Here is a 16,214-nt window from a genome sequence, read left to right on the forward strand (position 1 = left end):
TAATTCTTTTAAAAATAGGTTCTAATTACAACTTGAAATTAGTAGTATGCCTGTTAGGAAATGCTAAATGATTATTTTTGTTGTCTAATACAATAATATGTCAAACAGACTAAAAAATCAGACATCCCCTTATCTTCTACAACATGCGAACAACCCTGTCGATTGGTTTCCATGGGGTGAAGAGGCTTTAGAAAAGGCTAAAAATGAAAATAAGCTTATTTTAGTTAGCATCGGATATTCTGCATGTCACTGGTGTCATGTTATGGAGCATGAAAGCTTTGAAAACGAGGAAGTAGCAGACATAATGAACGAGCATTTTGTTTGTATTAAGATAGATCGTGAAGTACGTCCCGATATTGATCAAATTTATATGGATGCTGTTCAGCTGATGACAGGAAGTGGTGGCTGGCCATTAAATTGTTTTTGTTTACCCGATCAGCGTCCGATTTACGGTGGTACCTACTTTAAGAAGGAAGATTGGAAAAGTCTCCTGAAAAATCTAGCCGATTACTGGCATAAAAAACCAGACGAAGCTGTTGGATATGCAGTTAGGCTTACCGAAGGAATTAATAAAAGTGAACAGTTGGTTAAAATTGAACAAGAAGTTGAATATACTAAAGCAGATGTTTCAGTTATTTTTGATATATGGAAGCGTTCATTTGATCTGGTAGAAGGCGGATATAATAGAATCCCTAAATTTCCACTTCCCAATAACTGGCAATTTATGCTTCGCTATGCGCATTTAATGAATGATGATGTAGCACATACAGCTAGCCGGATTACTCTCCAAAAAATGGCATTTGGCGGAATATATGATCAGATAGGTGGTGGTTTTGCACGATATTCAGTTGATGGAAGATGGCATATTCCTCATTTTGAGAAAATGCTTTATGACAATGCTCAGCTTGTATCTTTATATTCAGAAGCCTTTCAATATACGCCTGACCCAATATATAAGAATGTTGTTTTTGAATGCTTAGAATTTATTGAAAGAGAAATGACATCTGCAGATGGCGGTTTTTATTCTGCCATTGATGCCGATAGTGAGGGTGTAGAAGGCAAATATTATTCCTTTTCTAAGGATGAAATAAAAACAATCTTAGGTGAAGATGAAGATTTGTTCAGTATTTTTTACCAGGTTACTGAAGAAGGTAACTGGGTTGAAGAGGGTACAAATGTTTTTATAAGGAAATTTGAAAATGCTGAATTAGCATTGCAATTGGGGATTTCCGTTGATATATTGGAGAGTAAGATAGCACTCGCAAAGTCTATGATTCTTCAAGCTCGTACTTCCCGTATCCGTCCCGGATTGGATAATAAAATCCTTGCTTCATGGAATGGGATGATGTTAAAAGCCTATTCAGATGCATACCGGGTTTTTGGGGAAAATAAATTTCTTGAAAAGGCAAAGAGAAGTGCAGGTTTTATTCAGGGTAAACTTATTAGTAATAATGAACTTACCCGGGTTTATAATGTAGACATGGGGCAAGAGGCTCATTCAGTAGCTTTCCTTGATGACTACGCATTTGTTATTGATGGTTTGATCGGACTTTATGAGGCAAGTTTTGATGAATCGTATCTTCAAACTGCAAAACAGCTCACAGAATATGCGATCTCAGAATTTTATGATGAAATGAGTGGAATGTTTTATTATACTGCAAGATCAGGTGAGAAGCTAATTGCCAGAAAACAAGAAATAATAGATAATGTTATTCCATCGTCTAATTCAGTGATGGCTCATAATCTGTTTAAACTCGGTCATTTTTATGATCAGGATAAGTATTTAAACATATCGGGACAAATGTTGCGAAATGTCCACTCTCAAATAAAAACTTTTGGGTCTGGCTATTCAAACTGGGCATCTTTATTATTATTTCATGTTTTTGGAATGTTTGAGATTGCTATAACAGGTAATAGTTCGGAAGAAAAGAGAATGGAATTAGAAAAACATTACATTCCTAACAAAATACTTTTGGGAGGTTCTTCAGGAACATTACCTTTGCTAAAAGATAAAGGCGCCACAGAAACAAAAATCTATGTGTGCCAAAACAGAACATGTTTATTGCCTGTTAAAGAGGTGATTGACGCAATTAAACAAATCGATAACCCAAGTACCAGACCAGGAGCTAAGGAAAAGGAATCCTAACCTGTCAATTACTTAATTTTATTAAAATGACAATTCAATTAAACAGCGTTGTAGCGCTAACGTATGATCTTTACACAAAGGAAAATGATCAGGAAGTATTTGTAGAAAAGGCAGATGAACAAAGTCCTTTAGTTTTTTTATTTGGAGTCGGAATGATGCTTCCAAAATTTGAAGAAAATTTAGCTGGTTTGAATATTGGTGATGCTTATGATTTTCATCTGCTTGCAGAAGACGCCTATGGTGTAAAGGATGAAAATAGAATTACTGACCTTCCAAAGGAGATGTTTGGTGATATGGAAATGCCAGAGATTAGTTCTATCCTTCCATTGCAGGATGATCAGGGTAATCAATTTAGTGCAAGAGTAAAAGAAATTACAGAGTCCTCCGTGATTGTGGATTTAAATCACCCAATGGCTGGTCAGGATCTTCATTTTATTGGGAAAATTATTTCAATTCGTCTTGCAACTGATGAAGAACTTGCTCATGGACATGCTCATGGAGCAGACGGACACGAGTCGCACTAATAATAAATCTATATAAAAAATGGTATTGAAATTTCGATACCATTTTTTTGTGCTTATTAATCTTTGATTTTCTTTCACACTTAATTAAAATTGCTTTCAAAAAAAAATAAAAAATCATCTTTTCTTCATGTTGCCAAAATAATTTTATAGAAAAAATAAACAACATGAAGAAAAATACACAAATCAAAAGTGCTCTGCTTTTATTAAGCGTAGCCTTAATGAGCCTTGGCTCATGTAAGAAAGATACAATTTCATTAGACAATGAACTTGAATTTGCCAAACTTGAAGCGATAACTATTAGCAGCACATCTGCCATTTCAGGTTCTGGTAACACATCTGACAGTTTATATGCAATGGAAGCTTGCAAAAAGGGAAATAAGAAAACTACTGTTGAATTATCTGGCCTTTCTGCCGCTATCACAACTTACCTTGGTGCCAACTACTCTGGTTTTACTTTCCAAAAGGCATACCAGGTTGCAAATCAAACTACTTCTGCTGTAGAAAGTTTTGTTGTGGTTATACAGTTTAATGCTAAACCTGTGGCATTAAAGTTTGATGCTGCCGGCGCTTTTGTGAAAGTTTTAGAGCTTAGAGAAGGCCGTAATATGAAGGGTCGTGGTGGATGGCATGCTGGTGGTTGTTTTGATAATAGAGACGGAAAACAACGCGATACCCTTGCAATAAGTGCTATTCCTGCTTTGATTAAAACATATATGGCTGCCACTTATTCAGCTGATACAATAGTTCATGCTTTTGTTAATAAGGATCAAAGTATTGTACTGATCAGTAAAAATGTAAATTATTTCGCAACAGCATTTAGCTCTGCAAATATTTTCATTAAGCGTACTCAGTTGCCAGCTGTCCCTGCAAAAGGCAGATCAATTGAAGCGTCTGCATTGCCTGCTGTTTCTACCGCCTACCTAACTACCACCTATCCAAACTTTGTATTCAAAAAGGCTTTTGAGTTGAAAGTGAATGGTGTTATCAAAGGATATCTGGTTTTATTTGATGCTAACCTGACCAAATACGCAATTCATTTTGATGCTAACGGACAGTTCGTAAAAGCTGTTACAATCCGATAAGTAAACTCTTTTTATTATCTAAGAAGCAGCTTCCATTATGGGAGTTGCTTCTTTATTTAAGGGCATTCACGATCATGCAACTATTTCCAAATCAGCTTCTACACTCATTTATCGAATAAATGTTAGCATAATTATATAAATTGCGCGTTCTAGTCTAAATTTAAATTTTCAGATACTCTAAATTTTAGGGTCTAATTATTTCTATTCCGTTTTACAAACATTAAATTTTCAATGAAAAAAATCATTCACTTTTTATTCTTTTTTCTAATCTCAATTAGTGCAATTAGTCAGATACAAACCAATACCATTTCCATTATTCCTCAACCGGTTTATATGCTTAAAGGAACTGGTCATTTTACTCTTCCAAAAAATATTCTGATCCATGCACCAGATTCGCCAGAACTTTTTCAAACAATTTCAATTTTAAGTGAAAGGATATCATTGCCCACCGGTTATCACGTTAGTTCTGTAACTAGTCAAAGTCCGGCAACAATTCAATTGTTTTTGAATGATGTTTATGATAGTAAACTGGGAAATGAGGGATACAGTCTTTCGGTTACTCATGCAAGCATTAAAATAAAAGCCAATAAACCTGCTGGTTTATTCTATGGCGTTCAAACATTGATCCAGCTGCTTCCAAAAGAGATTGAGAGTAAAGAACTTGTGAAAAATATTAATTGGGTAATTCCTGTTGTTGAAATTACTGATTATCCTAAACTTGGATGGCGGGGTTTAATGTTTGATGTGGCAAGGCATTTTTTCACAATGGACGAGGTTAAGCAATATATAAATGCTATGTCCCGGTATAAATATAATGTATTGCATTTGCATCTAACAGATGATGAAGGGTGGCGAATTGAAATAAAGGGTTATCCTAAATTAACGGAAATTGGTGCATGGAATGTTAAAAAGGAAGGTGAATTTGGAGATTTTATTCCTCCCTCAGCTAATGAGCCCCGATACTACGGTGGGTTTTATACCCAGGAGGATATCAAGGAATTAGTTCGTTATGCTAAAGACCGATTTATCGACATTCTTCCTGAAGTGGATGTTCCTGGTCATAGTCTTGCAGCAATTGCTTCATACCCCGAATTATCATGTACCCCGGATGCAGTCAATTATAAGGTTAGATCTGGCGAGAAGATCATGGATTGGTCAGGAGGTGCTCCGCCTAAGGCTTTATTGGATAATACCCTTTGTCCGGCAAATGAACTCGCTTATAGTTTCATGGATACCGTAATTTCTCAACTGGCAGAACTTTTTCCATTTGAGTACATTCATCTTGGTGGTGATGAGGCTCCTATAAATTACTGGCAGAAAAATGAGCAGATCAAAGCACTAATGGTTCGTGAGGGAATGAAAGATATTACGGAAGTTCAGGGGTATTTTACCCGAAGAGTTGAAAAGATCGTTGAATCCAAAGGGAAGAAAATGATGGCCTGGGATGAAGTGTTAGAAGGGGGGGTGAGTCCTACTACTGCTGTTATGAGTTGGCGCGGGATGAAATATGGCATTGAAGCGGCTCATAATAAACACGAAGTTGTAATGAGCCCTACAACCTATGCTTATTTAGATTATATGCAGTCTGATGTTATTTCAGAGCCAAGAGTCTATGCCTCACTCCGGTTAAATAAGTCTTATGAATTTGAACCTGTTCCGGAAGGAGTAGATCCCAAGTATATTAAAGGGGGGCAGGCAAATTTATGGACAGAACAGATATATAATATTCGTCAGGCTGAATATATGACATGGCCCAGAGGGTTTGCAATTGCGGAATCTGTTTGGTCTCCCAAGGATAAAAAGAACTGGCCTGAATTCTTTTCCAGGGTGGAAGAGCACTTTAAGCGACTTGATTTTTCTGAAACAAAATATTCTCCTGCCGTTTACGATCCAATATTTAAGGCGGGTAGAACATCCGACAATAAATTAACTATTGATCTTAGTTTAGAAGTTGAGGGCCTTGATATTTATTACAGTTTTGATAATTCTTTTCCGGACAGATTTTATCCTAAATATATGGGGACATTAACAGTCCCAATTGATGCTAAACAACTAAAGGTGATCACTTATAAAGATAAGGTACTTGTAGGCAGAATGTTAACTATGCCTGTTGCGGATTTAAAAAAGCGCGCAAGGCTGTAATAAATAGCATAAAAAAGCCGGTAAAACTTGAATTTTACCGGCTTTTTTATTGTTAGCTTAATTTTAATTTATGCTAGAGCATATAGTTCCTCGCGTTGTTGTTTTACAGAATCACTATTGATATATTCATCATAGGTCATTAGCTTATCTATAATTCCACCTGGCGTTAACTCAATAATACGATTTGCAACTGTCTCAGTCAATTCATGATCTCTTGATGTAAATAATATCACACCCTTAAAATCTTTCATCCCGTTATTCAAAGCTGTAATTGATTCCAGATCCAAATGATTTGTAGGCTCATCAAACATAAGAAGATTGGCTTGTTGCAACATCATTCTGGAGAACATACACCTCATTTTTTCACCTCCTGAAAGCACAGATGATTGTTTCAGTACCTCTTCCCCAGAAAATAACATCCTGCCTAAAAATCCTCTGATAAACTGTTCATCTTTATCTCCTTCTGAATATTCACGCAGCCAATCGATCAGGTTTGTGTCTTTAGTTGTGAAATAGTTTGAGTTATCATTAGGTATATCTGCAATATTTATGGTCACACCCCATTTAAAAGAACCTTTGTAGTCAGAATCTCTTCCACTAAGGATATCGTAAAATGCAGTAGTAGCTAAACTGTTTTCTGAAAGAATAGCAATTTTATCTCCTTTATTAACCATTAGATTAATTCCGGAAAATAATACCTCGCCATTTAATTCTTTTTTTAGATTCTCTATTTGAAGGATCTGATCACCTGCCTCTCTGCCCTGGTGATTAAAGATGATTCCCGGATATTTACGATTCGATGGTTTGATCTCATCGATATTGATTTTATCTAATGCCTTTTTACGACTGGTTGCCTGTTTGGACTTGGATGCGTTAGCACTGAATCGACGGATAAACTCCTGAAGCTCCTTCACTCTTTCTTCCGTCTTTTTGTTCTGGTCAGAGCGTTGCTTCAAGGCCAGTTGGCTCGACTCATACCAGAACGAATAGTTACCGGTATAGATATTCATTTTGCTGAAATCAATGTCCACTACATGTGTACATACTGTATCTAAAAAGTGCCTGTCGTGAGAAACTACGAGAATGATCCCCTCATATGAAGCAAGGAAATCTTCAAGCCAGGCAATAGTTTGAATATCCAAATCGTTTGTAGGCTCATCCAGCAGCAAAATATCTGGTTTCCCAAATAAGGCCTGAGCTAATAAAACTCTTACTTTTTGGTTACCATCCAGATCTTTTAGTAAGCTATAATGAAACTCTTCTTTAATTCCCAAATTACTAAGCATGGTCGCCGCATTATTCTCGGCATTCCAACCATCCATCTCTGCGAAAATATTTTCCAGTTCACCTGCACGTTCGCCATCTTTCTCGGTAAAATCTTCCTTTGCATAAAGCGCATCCTTTTCTTTCATGATGCTATATAATTCTTTATGTCCCATCATTACTGTTTCAATGACAGAAAATTCATCAAAAGCATAGTGATTCTGGGTCAGAACCGCCATTCTTTCGCCTGGAGTAAATGACACAGATCCGCTAGAAGGGTCGATCTCCTTAGAGAGGATTTTTAGAAAGGTTGATTTGCCGGCTCCATTTGCTCCGATGATTCCATAGCAATTTCCCGGAGTGAATTTTAAGTTTACTTCTTCAAAAAGAGTTCTTTTGCCGTAACGTAAAGATAGATTTGATACTGTAATCATGAATATTTATTAAGGTGCAAAGGTACGGATTTTCAATGGCATATGAAATTTTGACGACTTCCTTGTTCTTTAATTTACTTTTTTATGTTATTTGATCACTCTTGTGCTGGTATAAATTCTTATAATAATACAGAGACAACTTCGGGCAGATTTTACATTCTTCCCACTGAATATCCTTTGATATTCCAAAAAGTATCAATTTTCATCCCGATGGAAATCTTTGTCCTCCCTATGGAAATCGGGAAAGCTACCATGTCCATTACAAATTTTATTCACAAAGCATCGTGAGCACTTCTCAAATATTTAAATAATATGCTTCTTTGTATAAATGAACAGGATTAAAGAAGAATTATATAAACATTGCCTGCAATACGTTGAGGATTGTATTAATACAGCTCAGCTCGCTATCGAAGATGCCCGCGAGTCAGCGAATGATGATACCAAGAGTAGTGCAGGGGATAAATTCGAAACAGGAAGGGAAATGATGCAGCAGGAAATTGACAGGAACAGAAAGCAGTTGGAAGAAGCCAAAAAAATGAAGCTGGTGCTTGACAAGATCGAAGATCATCATGTTTCAGAAATAGTCCATGCCGGAAGCCTGGTAATTACTAATTTTGGGAAATTCTATATTAGTATCAGCCGTGGTCAGATACAGGTTGATGGAACAAACTATTTCGCAATTTCTGCAGTTTCCCCCATAGGATTGAAACTTATGAAACAGAAAATAGGATATGAATTTGATTTCAATGGTAAGCCATTTAAAATTGAATCAATTCTTTGATTTCTTAAAACAATATCAATTCTTCCTGGCTGGTGTTTTTTGAACAATGTTTTTGTTTACCCAGTTGATGATCTCTTTAGTTAATGCAATACGTCTGTTTGAAAAGGCGTGATCAGTATTCCATATCTTATATTCAAAAGTTTTGCTTTTATTATAATTGGTAAAACTGGAATTATTCATATGCTCATCAACCACCATCACCGGTTTTTTTGAATTTGCAATTATCTTTTCAATATTGTATTGATCAATATCAATCAATATATCATTGAGGAATTGATTAGGATCACAGTTATGCATTCCAAGAGTCAGAAGATATTCTTTTAGGCCAATTAAATTGCCTTCTGCATTTTCGCCCTTCAAAAGTGTAAAAGGATTAAAAACTGAAACTGCAAATACTCCTTTAATTCTCGGATCTGTTAATCCTGCAATTAGGGCAAGTCCTGCACCCATGCTATGCCCAACATAGATAATTTTTCCAGTATCAACTTTCAGGGTCTCCCTGTTCAAACTGTCGGTCAGGTAGTCGACAACAGCACCGGCATCTTCAATAGCATTTTGGAATTTAAAAACACCCTTGCTTCCCCAGGTACCCCGATAATTAAAATAGACTACATTAAATCCTGCACGACGCATATTTTGTGCTATGTCCAGACTTCGTTCATTTCCAGGTAAGCCGTGAAGAAGTACAATAGTTGGGTGTGGCCCTTCTCCATTGGCTGTATAGGCAAAACCATACATGGTTGATCCTGATGATTTAATTTGTAACTCTACCTGTCCCGCAGGATATAATTCGTCTGGTTTGAAGTCAGTGTACAGATAATCGATATTATTTGTTTCAGATTTAGATGGGTCTGATTTACATGAGGAAAGAAGGGATAGTGCTGTTAAAAAAAGAATGGAAAACGAAAAAACAACTTTCATAGTGGTTTCTGTAAAATTAAGGACATAAAAAAGGGCTTAAGTTTTAACCTTAAGCCCTTCAATATAAGTATTTTTTTTATTGAACTTTAAAATCAATTTGGGTATCTGCCCACATAAGTGAAACTTTTCCATCCTTAGCAATGTCAAAGGTCATCATCTCAGTAAATTGCTTTGCCTTGCCAGGTTTTACATTTAAACGTAAAGCATCTTCGCTTTCTTTATAAACAGTACCCCATTGTTTCCAGTCCTTATTAAATATGATCGTCCATTCTTTTTCGCCGGGGATTGAATAGACACTGTATTTTCCGGCTGGAAGTTTTTTACCTTCAATGTTAACATCTTTACTTGTTTCAAAAACTGTAGCCTCATTTGCGCCTGTTCTCCAAACTTTTCCAGCTGGGGCAAGTACATCTAACGATCTGCCTTTTATTGAAGGGCGACTGTAGTCTATGGAAATTTCAGCACCTGATCCTAAGGTTTGGGATATCTTTGCTGGCGGACTTGCTCTTTTGCTTTTATCTTGCTGAGCAGATACATTCGAACTGGTGAATAACCCAACTATAAGGGTTAATAGCAATAATTTTTTCATATTATTCTTTCTAGATATCTAATATAAGGCTTTGATTTTGTATAATAAAAAGATGTTACGTTTTAAAAACTTTTTACAATACTATTATGAAGCGTTTTGGTATTCCAATAGCCACTTGCAATAATTCTTCTGATAGTAAATAATGGATCGTTTTCATCCCTTTTTTCTGCAAGAATAAACGCTGATGTAAAACCTCTTTTCTTTAGTTCAGGAATCGCTTCTTTGTTCCACAAGCCAAATGGGTATGCAAAGTACTTAACATCCTTTCCCGTGATATCTTTTAGTGTTTTGGTAGGTTTTTCAATCTGTGTGACCCAGTCATCTCCCTGGTATTTTTTCACATTCTGATGATCATAGGTATGAGAGCCAATCACGTGTCCGGCATCAGATAATTCTTTAACCTGTGCTTTGCTCATATAATTTGGTTTGCCCAGTGAAACGGTCATGATAAAAAAAACAGCCTTAAAGCCATATTTTTTCATCTCAGGGACAGCAACTGTATACTGATCAAGCTTGGTGTCATCAAAAGTAAGCATAATAGGCTTTTCAGGCAATTTAGTTCCATACAGCAGATAGCTGTAAAGCTGGTCAGGTAAAATTGTCTGATAGCCACTATCTGCCAGCATTTTCATCTGTGATTTAAATTCAGCAATTGGCACTATATAATCCTTGCCCATTTTTCCATCGGAGGAAGTCCAGTTTCTAACCTGGTGGTAACATAGAATGGGGACCTGAGGGCGAGCTAAAATTTCGGCAGAGCTGGCCATTTTTCCTTTTACATCACTATGTGTTTCGCCTCCGGAAGTTTCAGATGCGTCATTGTTAGACAGATCCACAGAAATACTATCTGTTTTTTCTGATGCTTTGGGCGCCGAATGTTGCTGACATGAACTCAGGTAAACCGATACGATCATTAAAAAGGGTAGAATGATTTTAGTTTTCATTGAATAATTAAAAATACGATTTATAGAGTAGTTGATTGTTTACGAAAATAGGGAAATTTGACTCATCCCAAACGTATGAATGAATTAATTTAGTATTGAAATCGCAGGAATAAATCGTTTGATAATTTTTGCATTACCTTTGTGATTTAATTGGCTAAATGATAGAGAAGGTATTAAAGAATTTAAAGATTGCATCACTCAATGAGATGCAGCGTGTTGCGATCAGTTCCGCCAGCAGTAAGGATACTATAATTTTGTCGCCAACTGGTTCAGGAAAAACAATCGCGTTTTTAATACCTGTATTAAGCCGGCTGGATCAATCTAAACCGGGTATTCAGGCAATGATCTTAGTGCCTTCAAGGGAATTGGCCTTGCAAATTGAGCAGGTATTTAAAGCTATGGGTACAGGATTCAAGGTCAATTGTTTTTATGGGGGCCATCCGGTAAAGACAGAAAAAAACAATTTAACTCAGGCTCCATCTGTATTGATTGGTACACCCGGACGAATTGCATACCATATCCGCCATGAGAATTTTAATCCGGATGATATACATACCCTTGTTTTGGATGAGTTTGATAAGGCCCTTGAATTTGGTTTTGAAGATGATATGGCTTTTATTATCAGTCGTATGAAAAATGTAGGAAGGAGGATTCTTACCTCCGCTACAAAAATGCCAGAAATACCTTCCTTTACAGGTCTTGGAAAATCAGCTGAAGTAAACTTTCTAAGCGATTCCAATAGTTTGCCCGATCTGATCATTAAAACGGTCGTTTCTGATGCAGCTGATAAACTTGAAACCTTATTTTCGCTGATCTGTAAAATTGGAAACCGATCTACATTAGTTTTCTGTAATCATCGGGAAGCAGTTGATAGAATAAGTGCATTATTATGGAATATGGGACTTGATCATGGTGTTTTTCATGGTGGAATGGAACAGGAAGACCGGGAAAAGGCTTTATTGAAATTCAGAAATGGAAGTTATAGATTTTTGATTACTACAGATCTGGCCTCCCGCGGTTTGGATATTCCGGAAATTGAATTTGTTGTTCACTATCAGCTTCCTCATAATGAAGAAGCTTTTTTGCATAGAAATGGGCGGACTGCCAGAATGAATTCCAGCGGAACAGCTTATGTAATTCTAACAGAAGATGAAAAGCCTTCATTTTTAAAGGATAAAACTGAGATTGAAATTTTGCCTGAAAAGAACGTTGTACCCGAGAATACTTCCTGGGCAACTCTTTATTTAGGAGCGGGAAGAAAAGATAAGATCAATAAAATTGATATTGTTGGCTTGCTTATGAAGAAGGGGAAGCTGGAAAAGGATGAATTAGGTTTAATCGAAGTTCAGGATTATGCTTCTTACGCAGGTGTTAGCCGTAAGAAGATCGGGAACATCGTAAAGCTTTTGAAAGACGAAAAAATAAAGAATAAAAAAATCAAAATAGAGGTTTCCAGGTAACAGATATGAGCAATAACGACATCATGAAAAAGCTTCGTGTAGCGCTTAAGCTAAACGATCAGGAAATTGTTGACATCCTTAAATTAGTTGACTTTACGATCACTAAAGCTGAACTGGGAGCTATTTTCCGAAATAAAGAGCATGAGAACTTTAAGCCATGCGGAGATCAGATCCTGCGAAATTTTCTCAATGGACTGATCATTTATAAACGAGGTCCTAAACCAGAATAGTCTCATTTTTTCAGAAATTTACTGTGTTTTAAATTATTTTCCTAACATAGGGAAAAGCATTTTTATTTCAGTTTCTGAAGGCCGCCTTCCATATTCACATATTTCAAAAGCTTCTGAGAACTTAACTTGCTCTGCTTTTTCTGCTCCATACCATTTCTGCAGGCTGGACTTCACTTCAGCAGAGATAGATCCTGTTCGTTGTTTTTTCAACCACTCAATTCTTTCAGCAGGTCCGCTGGGTACCTTTTCAGGGTTTCCGCCAATCCATGGAAGCCACTCATAAAATTGTGATTTATGGGCATCAAGACTGTATATTTTTTTATCAAAAACTGAAGTGATATCTACTGCAATATCTGGCTGGAATGGATTCGGCTTTTTGAAATTATCCTGAAAATAAAGAAAGACTGGATTTTTACGTAATGGGGGAGTGTCAGCAGCTACATTTGGTACTCCAACCATAAAGGCGGCATCCTGTACTAAAACGCCTGTGTAACGATGATCCGGATGATAATCATTGGGTCTGGGGGCAATAACAACATCTGCATTCCATTCCCTTATTCTTCGTATTATTTCAAACCTGATAGCCAGAGTTGGCAATAATTCTCCATCATGATTGTCAAGAACTTCATAGCTTACCCCTAATCGTCTTGCAACTTCTTTTGTTTCTTCAAGCCTTCTTTTGGCCAGCATCCCACCGCCTTCATTCATATGTCCGGCATCGCCATTGGTAACAGATAAGAATTTAACTTTATGCCCCATGGCTATAAAAAGGGCTGCTGTACCTCCACTTTTAATATCGCAATCGTCAGGATGTGCACCAATCATAATGATTTGAAGAGGTTTTTCCTGTGCACTTATTGTGGTAAAGCAAAAAATTAGTAAAAAGAAAAATAATGATTGAATTTTCATTTGGTTTGCGTTTTAGATGCTTAAATGAAGATATGTATTTAATCCGTAATTGGAAATTTTGCGTATTCTCAGTCTTTAGGTTTTTTGACTTAATAATCAAATATTTTTTTTTCAATTCTTCATTGAGATTTTTGCATTGAAAAAGGTTTTATTACCTTCCAAGCAAATTAAATTGTAAATCCGGATTTTATGAGCTTTTTGAAAACAAGGTATATGAAAGGAACATCCCTGCAGATCGGATTGTATGCGGCTGTTACAGTATTTCTGACATATACAATGGTTTTTGGCTTCAGGAAATCATTTACTGTAGCAACTTTTGATGGGATTACCGTTGCAGGATACAGTTATAAAACGATCCTGGTGATCAGTCAGATGTTAGGTTATATGCTTGCCAAATTCTATGGCATCAAATATATATCTGAATTGAAGCGGCATGGGCGGGGGCAAATTATTATGCTGCTTACTGTTATTGCCTGGTTAAGCTGGTTGTTTTTTGCACTTGTGCCACCGCCTTATAATATTGCCTTTTTATTCATCAATGGTTTCCCTCTGGGAATGCTTTGGGGGGTAGTGTTCTCCTATGTGGAGGGCAGACGCAGTACTGATTTTATTGGAGCAACACTTGCAGTGAGTTTTATATTTGCTTCAGGCTTTGTAAAAACCGTAGGTGCCTGGCTGATGCTAAATTTTGGGATCACAGAATTTTGGGTTCCATTTTATACAGGACTTGTTTTTGCAGGTCCGTTATTGCTCTTTGTATATTTGATAGAAAAAATTCCCTCCCCTGATGAAAAGGATATTGCTTACCGTATGGATAGGGTTCCAATGCTTGCTGCAGACCGGAAAAAATTTATAAAGATTTTCCTTCCTGGTTTGATTGCTTGTATCCTGATCTATGCTTTTGCAACCATTTTCAGAGATATGAGAGATAATTTTAGTGCCGAGATGTGGAAGGAAATGGGCTTTTTCGATAAACCCGAACTTTTTGCTAAAACAGAAACGCCAATTACGATCATTATTCTCTTACTAATTGGTAGTATGGTACTGATAAAAGATAGTTTTAAGGCATTGATGCTTTCACATTTTTTTATCGGTTTAGGGTTTATTATTGCCGGACTTTCATCTTATCTTTTCATCAATCAAAGCCTGCCTCCGGTCTGGTGGATGACCCTTGTAGGTTTGGGATTGTATATGGTCTATATCCCTTTTAATTCAGTTTTTTTTGAACGTTTAATTGCAGCGTTCAAGCATACCGGTAATGTTGGATTTTTAATATATCTGGCTGACTCTTTTGGTTATGTAGGTAGTGTTGGTGTGATGCTTAGTAAGGAGATTTTTAAAGTTCAGTTAAATTGGGTAACCTTCTTTTCTAATAGCGTAATTTGGCTCTCACTTGCCGGACTAGCATTAACAATTTTTTCGTCTGTTTACTTTTTTGCTAAGTATAAAGCTTTGGTTGTAAAGACAGAAGAAATTTGATTTTTTAGATTAACGAATTGCTTTTAATAAAAATGGAAATAGAAAATAGAGAAGCGGTTTTAAATGAATATGGTTTTAAGCTGGATGAGGTTATTATTAAGCCATTTGGAACGGGGCATATTAACTCAACATTTTTGGTTACTCCCAAAAACGCCAGTGCGCAGTTTATTTTGCAAAGTATTAATATCAACGTTTTCAGAAAGCCTGAGATCATTGCTCAAAATGTTAAGCTGGTGGCAGATTTTCTTGCAGAACATTATCCTGAGTATTTATTCGTAAAGGCTATTCCAACAATTAAAGGCGAGGAAATGGCTGTAGTAGAAGGGGTTTACTGGCGATTAACAAGTTTTATAAACAATTCGATCTCATTTGATACCTTAAGTGATCCAAATCAAGCTTATGAAGCCGCTTTGCAATTTGGAAGGCTTAATAAGCTGCTTTCAAATTTCGATGCTTCACAATTAAAAGAAACAATTCCCGGTTTCCATGACCTTGGCTTACGTTATAAACAGTTTACTGATGCCCTGGAAGCGGCATCAGAAGTTGTAAAACAAAAGGCATCGAAAGAAATCAGTACAGCCCTGCATTACCGCTTTATTCTTGAATATTTCAATTCATTTAAGAATTCCAGGGAGTTCCCGGATAGAGCAATGCACCATGATACCAAGATCAGTAATATGCTTTTTGACAAGGATACCATGAAGGGCATCTGTGTGATCGATCTGGATACCTTAATGGCTGGTAAATTCATTTCCGACCTGGGAGATATGATGCGAACGTATCTGTGTGCATTCTCTGAAAATGAACCTGATATTAGTAAGATCACTATCCGTTTAGAATATTTTGAAGCTATTGTAAATGGGTATCTGCATGAAATGGGCTCGATATTAAGTCCGGTAGAAAAAGAACTGATCCTGTTTTCAGGGAAATATCTGATCTATATGCAGGCAATAAGGTTTTTAAGCGACTACCTTAATGGTAATATTTATTATCCTATTGCTTATCCGGAACAAAACCTCGACCGGACTAAAAATCAATTTAAATTATTGTCTGAATTATTTGATAACGAGAAAATATTAGTTGATATCGTAAATAAATGCTTAAAAGAACATAAAGCCAGGAGATAATTTCTTTAGAGTTTGATATCCTAATAATCGAATTTCTTAAGTTTTAAGCTCATCTGAAAAATTTATTCAATTAATTAAGGAATTTATATCATTACTGTCCACTTAAAACAAGCTGAGTGACAGTTGGTTACAATTTAGTTCTTTGACATCTTTGTAGTCTATATTTTTAAGTAGCTCATTTAC

At 36.4% G+C, this 16,214-nt stretch carries 14 protein-coding genes; 9 read left to right on the forward strand and 5 right to left on the reverse strand.

The features are described from left to right. Positions 1 to 97 precede the first annotated feature (97 nt). The 4 genes from BLR27_RS02640 to BLR27_RS02655 all read left to right on the forward strand — a co-directional run bounded on the left by BLR27_RS02640 (position 98) and on the right by BLR27_RS02655 (position 5,894). The gene (locus BLR27_RS02640) at positions 98 to 2,146 is read left to right on the forward strand and encodes a thioredoxin domain-containing protein (protein ID WP_090699255.1); all 2,049 of its coding nucleotides are present in this window, start codon (positions 98 to 100) and stop codon (positions 2,144 to 2,146) included. A 26-nt stretch (positions 2,147 to 2,172) separates the two neighbouring features. Next, positions 2,173 to 2,670, forward strand: a complete 498-nt coding sequence (locus BLR27_RS02645) for an FKBP-type peptidyl-prolyl cis-trans isomerase (protein ID WP_090699259.1) — start codon at positions 2,173 to 2,175, stop codon at positions 2,668 to 2,670. A 164-nt stretch (positions 2,671 to 2,834) separates the two neighbouring features. Next, complete coding sequence (locus BLR27_RS02650) at positions 2,835 to 3,752, forward strand: PepSY-like domain-containing protein (RefSeq protein WP_090699264.1); 918 nt, start codon at positions 2,835 to 2,837, stop codon at positions 3,750 to 3,752. A 231-nt stretch (positions 3,753 to 3,983) separates the two neighbouring features. Next, entirely contained in the window at positions 3,984 to 5,894 is a 1,911-nt protein-coding gene (locus BLR27_RS02655; RefSeq protein WP_090699268.1) for a beta-N-acetylhexosaminidase, read from the forward strand. A 68-nt stretch (positions 5,895 to 5,962) separates the two neighbouring features. Here BLR27_RS02655 and BLR27_RS02660 read toward each other — a convergent pair whose 3' ends face one another. After that, positions 5,963 to 7,591 (reverse strand): ABC-F family ATP-binding cassette domain-containing protein, encoded by a 1,629-nt coding sequence (locus BLR27_RS02660; protein ID WP_090699270.1) that lies wholly within the window; start codon positions 7,589 to 7,591, stop codon positions 5,963 to 5,965. 328 nt (positions 7,592 to 7,919) lie between these two features. Here BLR27_RS02660 and BLR27_RS02670 point away from each other — a divergent pair, with 328 nt between their 5' ends. Further along, positions 7,920 to 8,372 (forward strand): 3-oxoacyl-ACP synthase, encoded by a 453-nt coding sequence (locus BLR27_RS02670; RefSeq protein ID WP_090699279.1) that lies wholly within the window; start codon positions 7,920 to 7,922, stop codon positions 8,370 to 8,372. Between the two features lie 15 nt (positions 8,373 to 8,387). Here the strand turns inward: BLR27_RS02670 and BLR27_RS02675 are convergent, their stop codons facing one another. The 3 genes from BLR27_RS02675 to BLR27_RS02685 all read right to left on the reverse strand — a co-directional run bounded on the left by BLR27_RS02675 (position 8,388) and on the right by BLR27_RS02685 (position 10,826). Then, positions 8,388 to 9,293, reverse strand: coding sequence for an alpha/beta hydrolase (locus BLR27_RS02675; protein ID WP_090699283.1), 906 nt, complete (start codon positions 9,291 to 9,293; stop codon positions 8,388 to 8,390). 76 nt (positions 9,294 to 9,369) lie between these two features. Further along, complete coding sequence (locus BLR27_RS02680) at positions 9,370 to 9,882, reverse strand: DUF2911 domain-containing protein (protein WP_090699286.1); 513 nt, start codon at positions 9,880 to 9,882, stop codon at positions 9,370 to 9,372. Between the two features lie 62 nt (positions 9,883 to 9,944). Further along, on the reverse strand, positions 9,945 to 10,826 hold the full coding sequence (locus tag BLR27_RS02685) for a polysaccharide deacetylase family protein (RefSeq protein WP_245704402.1): 882 nt from the start codon (positions 10,824 to 10,826) through the stop codon (positions 9,945 to 9,947). Between the two features lie 158 nt (positions 10,827 to 10,984). On the opposite strand from BLR27_RS02685, the gene BLR27_RS02690 reads away from it, so the two are divergent. After that, complete coding sequence (locus BLR27_RS02690) at positions 10,985 to 12,286, forward strand: DEAD/DEAH box helicase (RefSeq protein ID WP_090699290.1); 1,302 nt, start codon at positions 10,985 to 10,987, stop codon at positions 12,284 to 12,286. A 23-nt stretch (positions 12,287 to 12,309) separates the two neighbouring features. Continuing rightward, the gene (locus BLR27_RS02695; RefSeq protein WP_245704404.1) at positions 12,310 to 12,516 is read left to right on the forward strand and encodes a DUF1456 family protein; all 207 of its coding nucleotides are present in this window, start codon (positions 12,310 to 12,312) and stop codon (positions 12,514 to 12,516) included. 33 nt (positions 12,517 to 12,549) lie between these two features. Here BLR27_RS02695 and BLR27_RS02700 read toward each other — a convergent pair whose 3' ends face one another. Beyond that, positions 12,550 to 13,425 (reverse strand): PIG-L deacetylase family protein, encoded by an 876-nt coding sequence (locus BLR27_RS02700; protein ID WP_090699298.1) that lies wholly within the window; start codon positions 13,423 to 13,425, stop codon positions 12,550 to 12,552. 189 nt (positions 13,426 to 13,614) lie between these two features. Here BLR27_RS02700 and BLR27_RS02705 point away from each other — a divergent pair, with 189 nt between their 5' ends. Continuing rightward, on the forward strand, positions 13,615 to 14,904 hold the full coding sequence (locus BLR27_RS02705; RefSeq protein ID WP_090699303.1) for a DUF5690 family protein: 1,290 nt from the start codon (positions 13,615 to 13,617) through the stop codon (positions 14,902 to 14,904). A gap of 32 nt (positions 14,905 to 14,936) precedes the next feature. Beyond that, positions 14,937 to 16,031, forward strand: coding sequence for a phosphotransferase enzyme family protein (locus tag BLR27_RS02710; RefSeq protein ID WP_090699307.1), 1,095 nt, complete (start codon positions 14,937 to 14,939; stop codon positions 16,029 to 16,031). Positions 16,032 to 16,214: the final 183 nt, after the last annotated feature.

The organism is Daejeonella rubra (genome assembly GCF_900103545.1).
GTDB lineage: Bacteria > Bacteroidota > Bacteroidia > Sphingobacteriales > Sphingobacteriaceae > Daejeonella > Daejeonella rubra.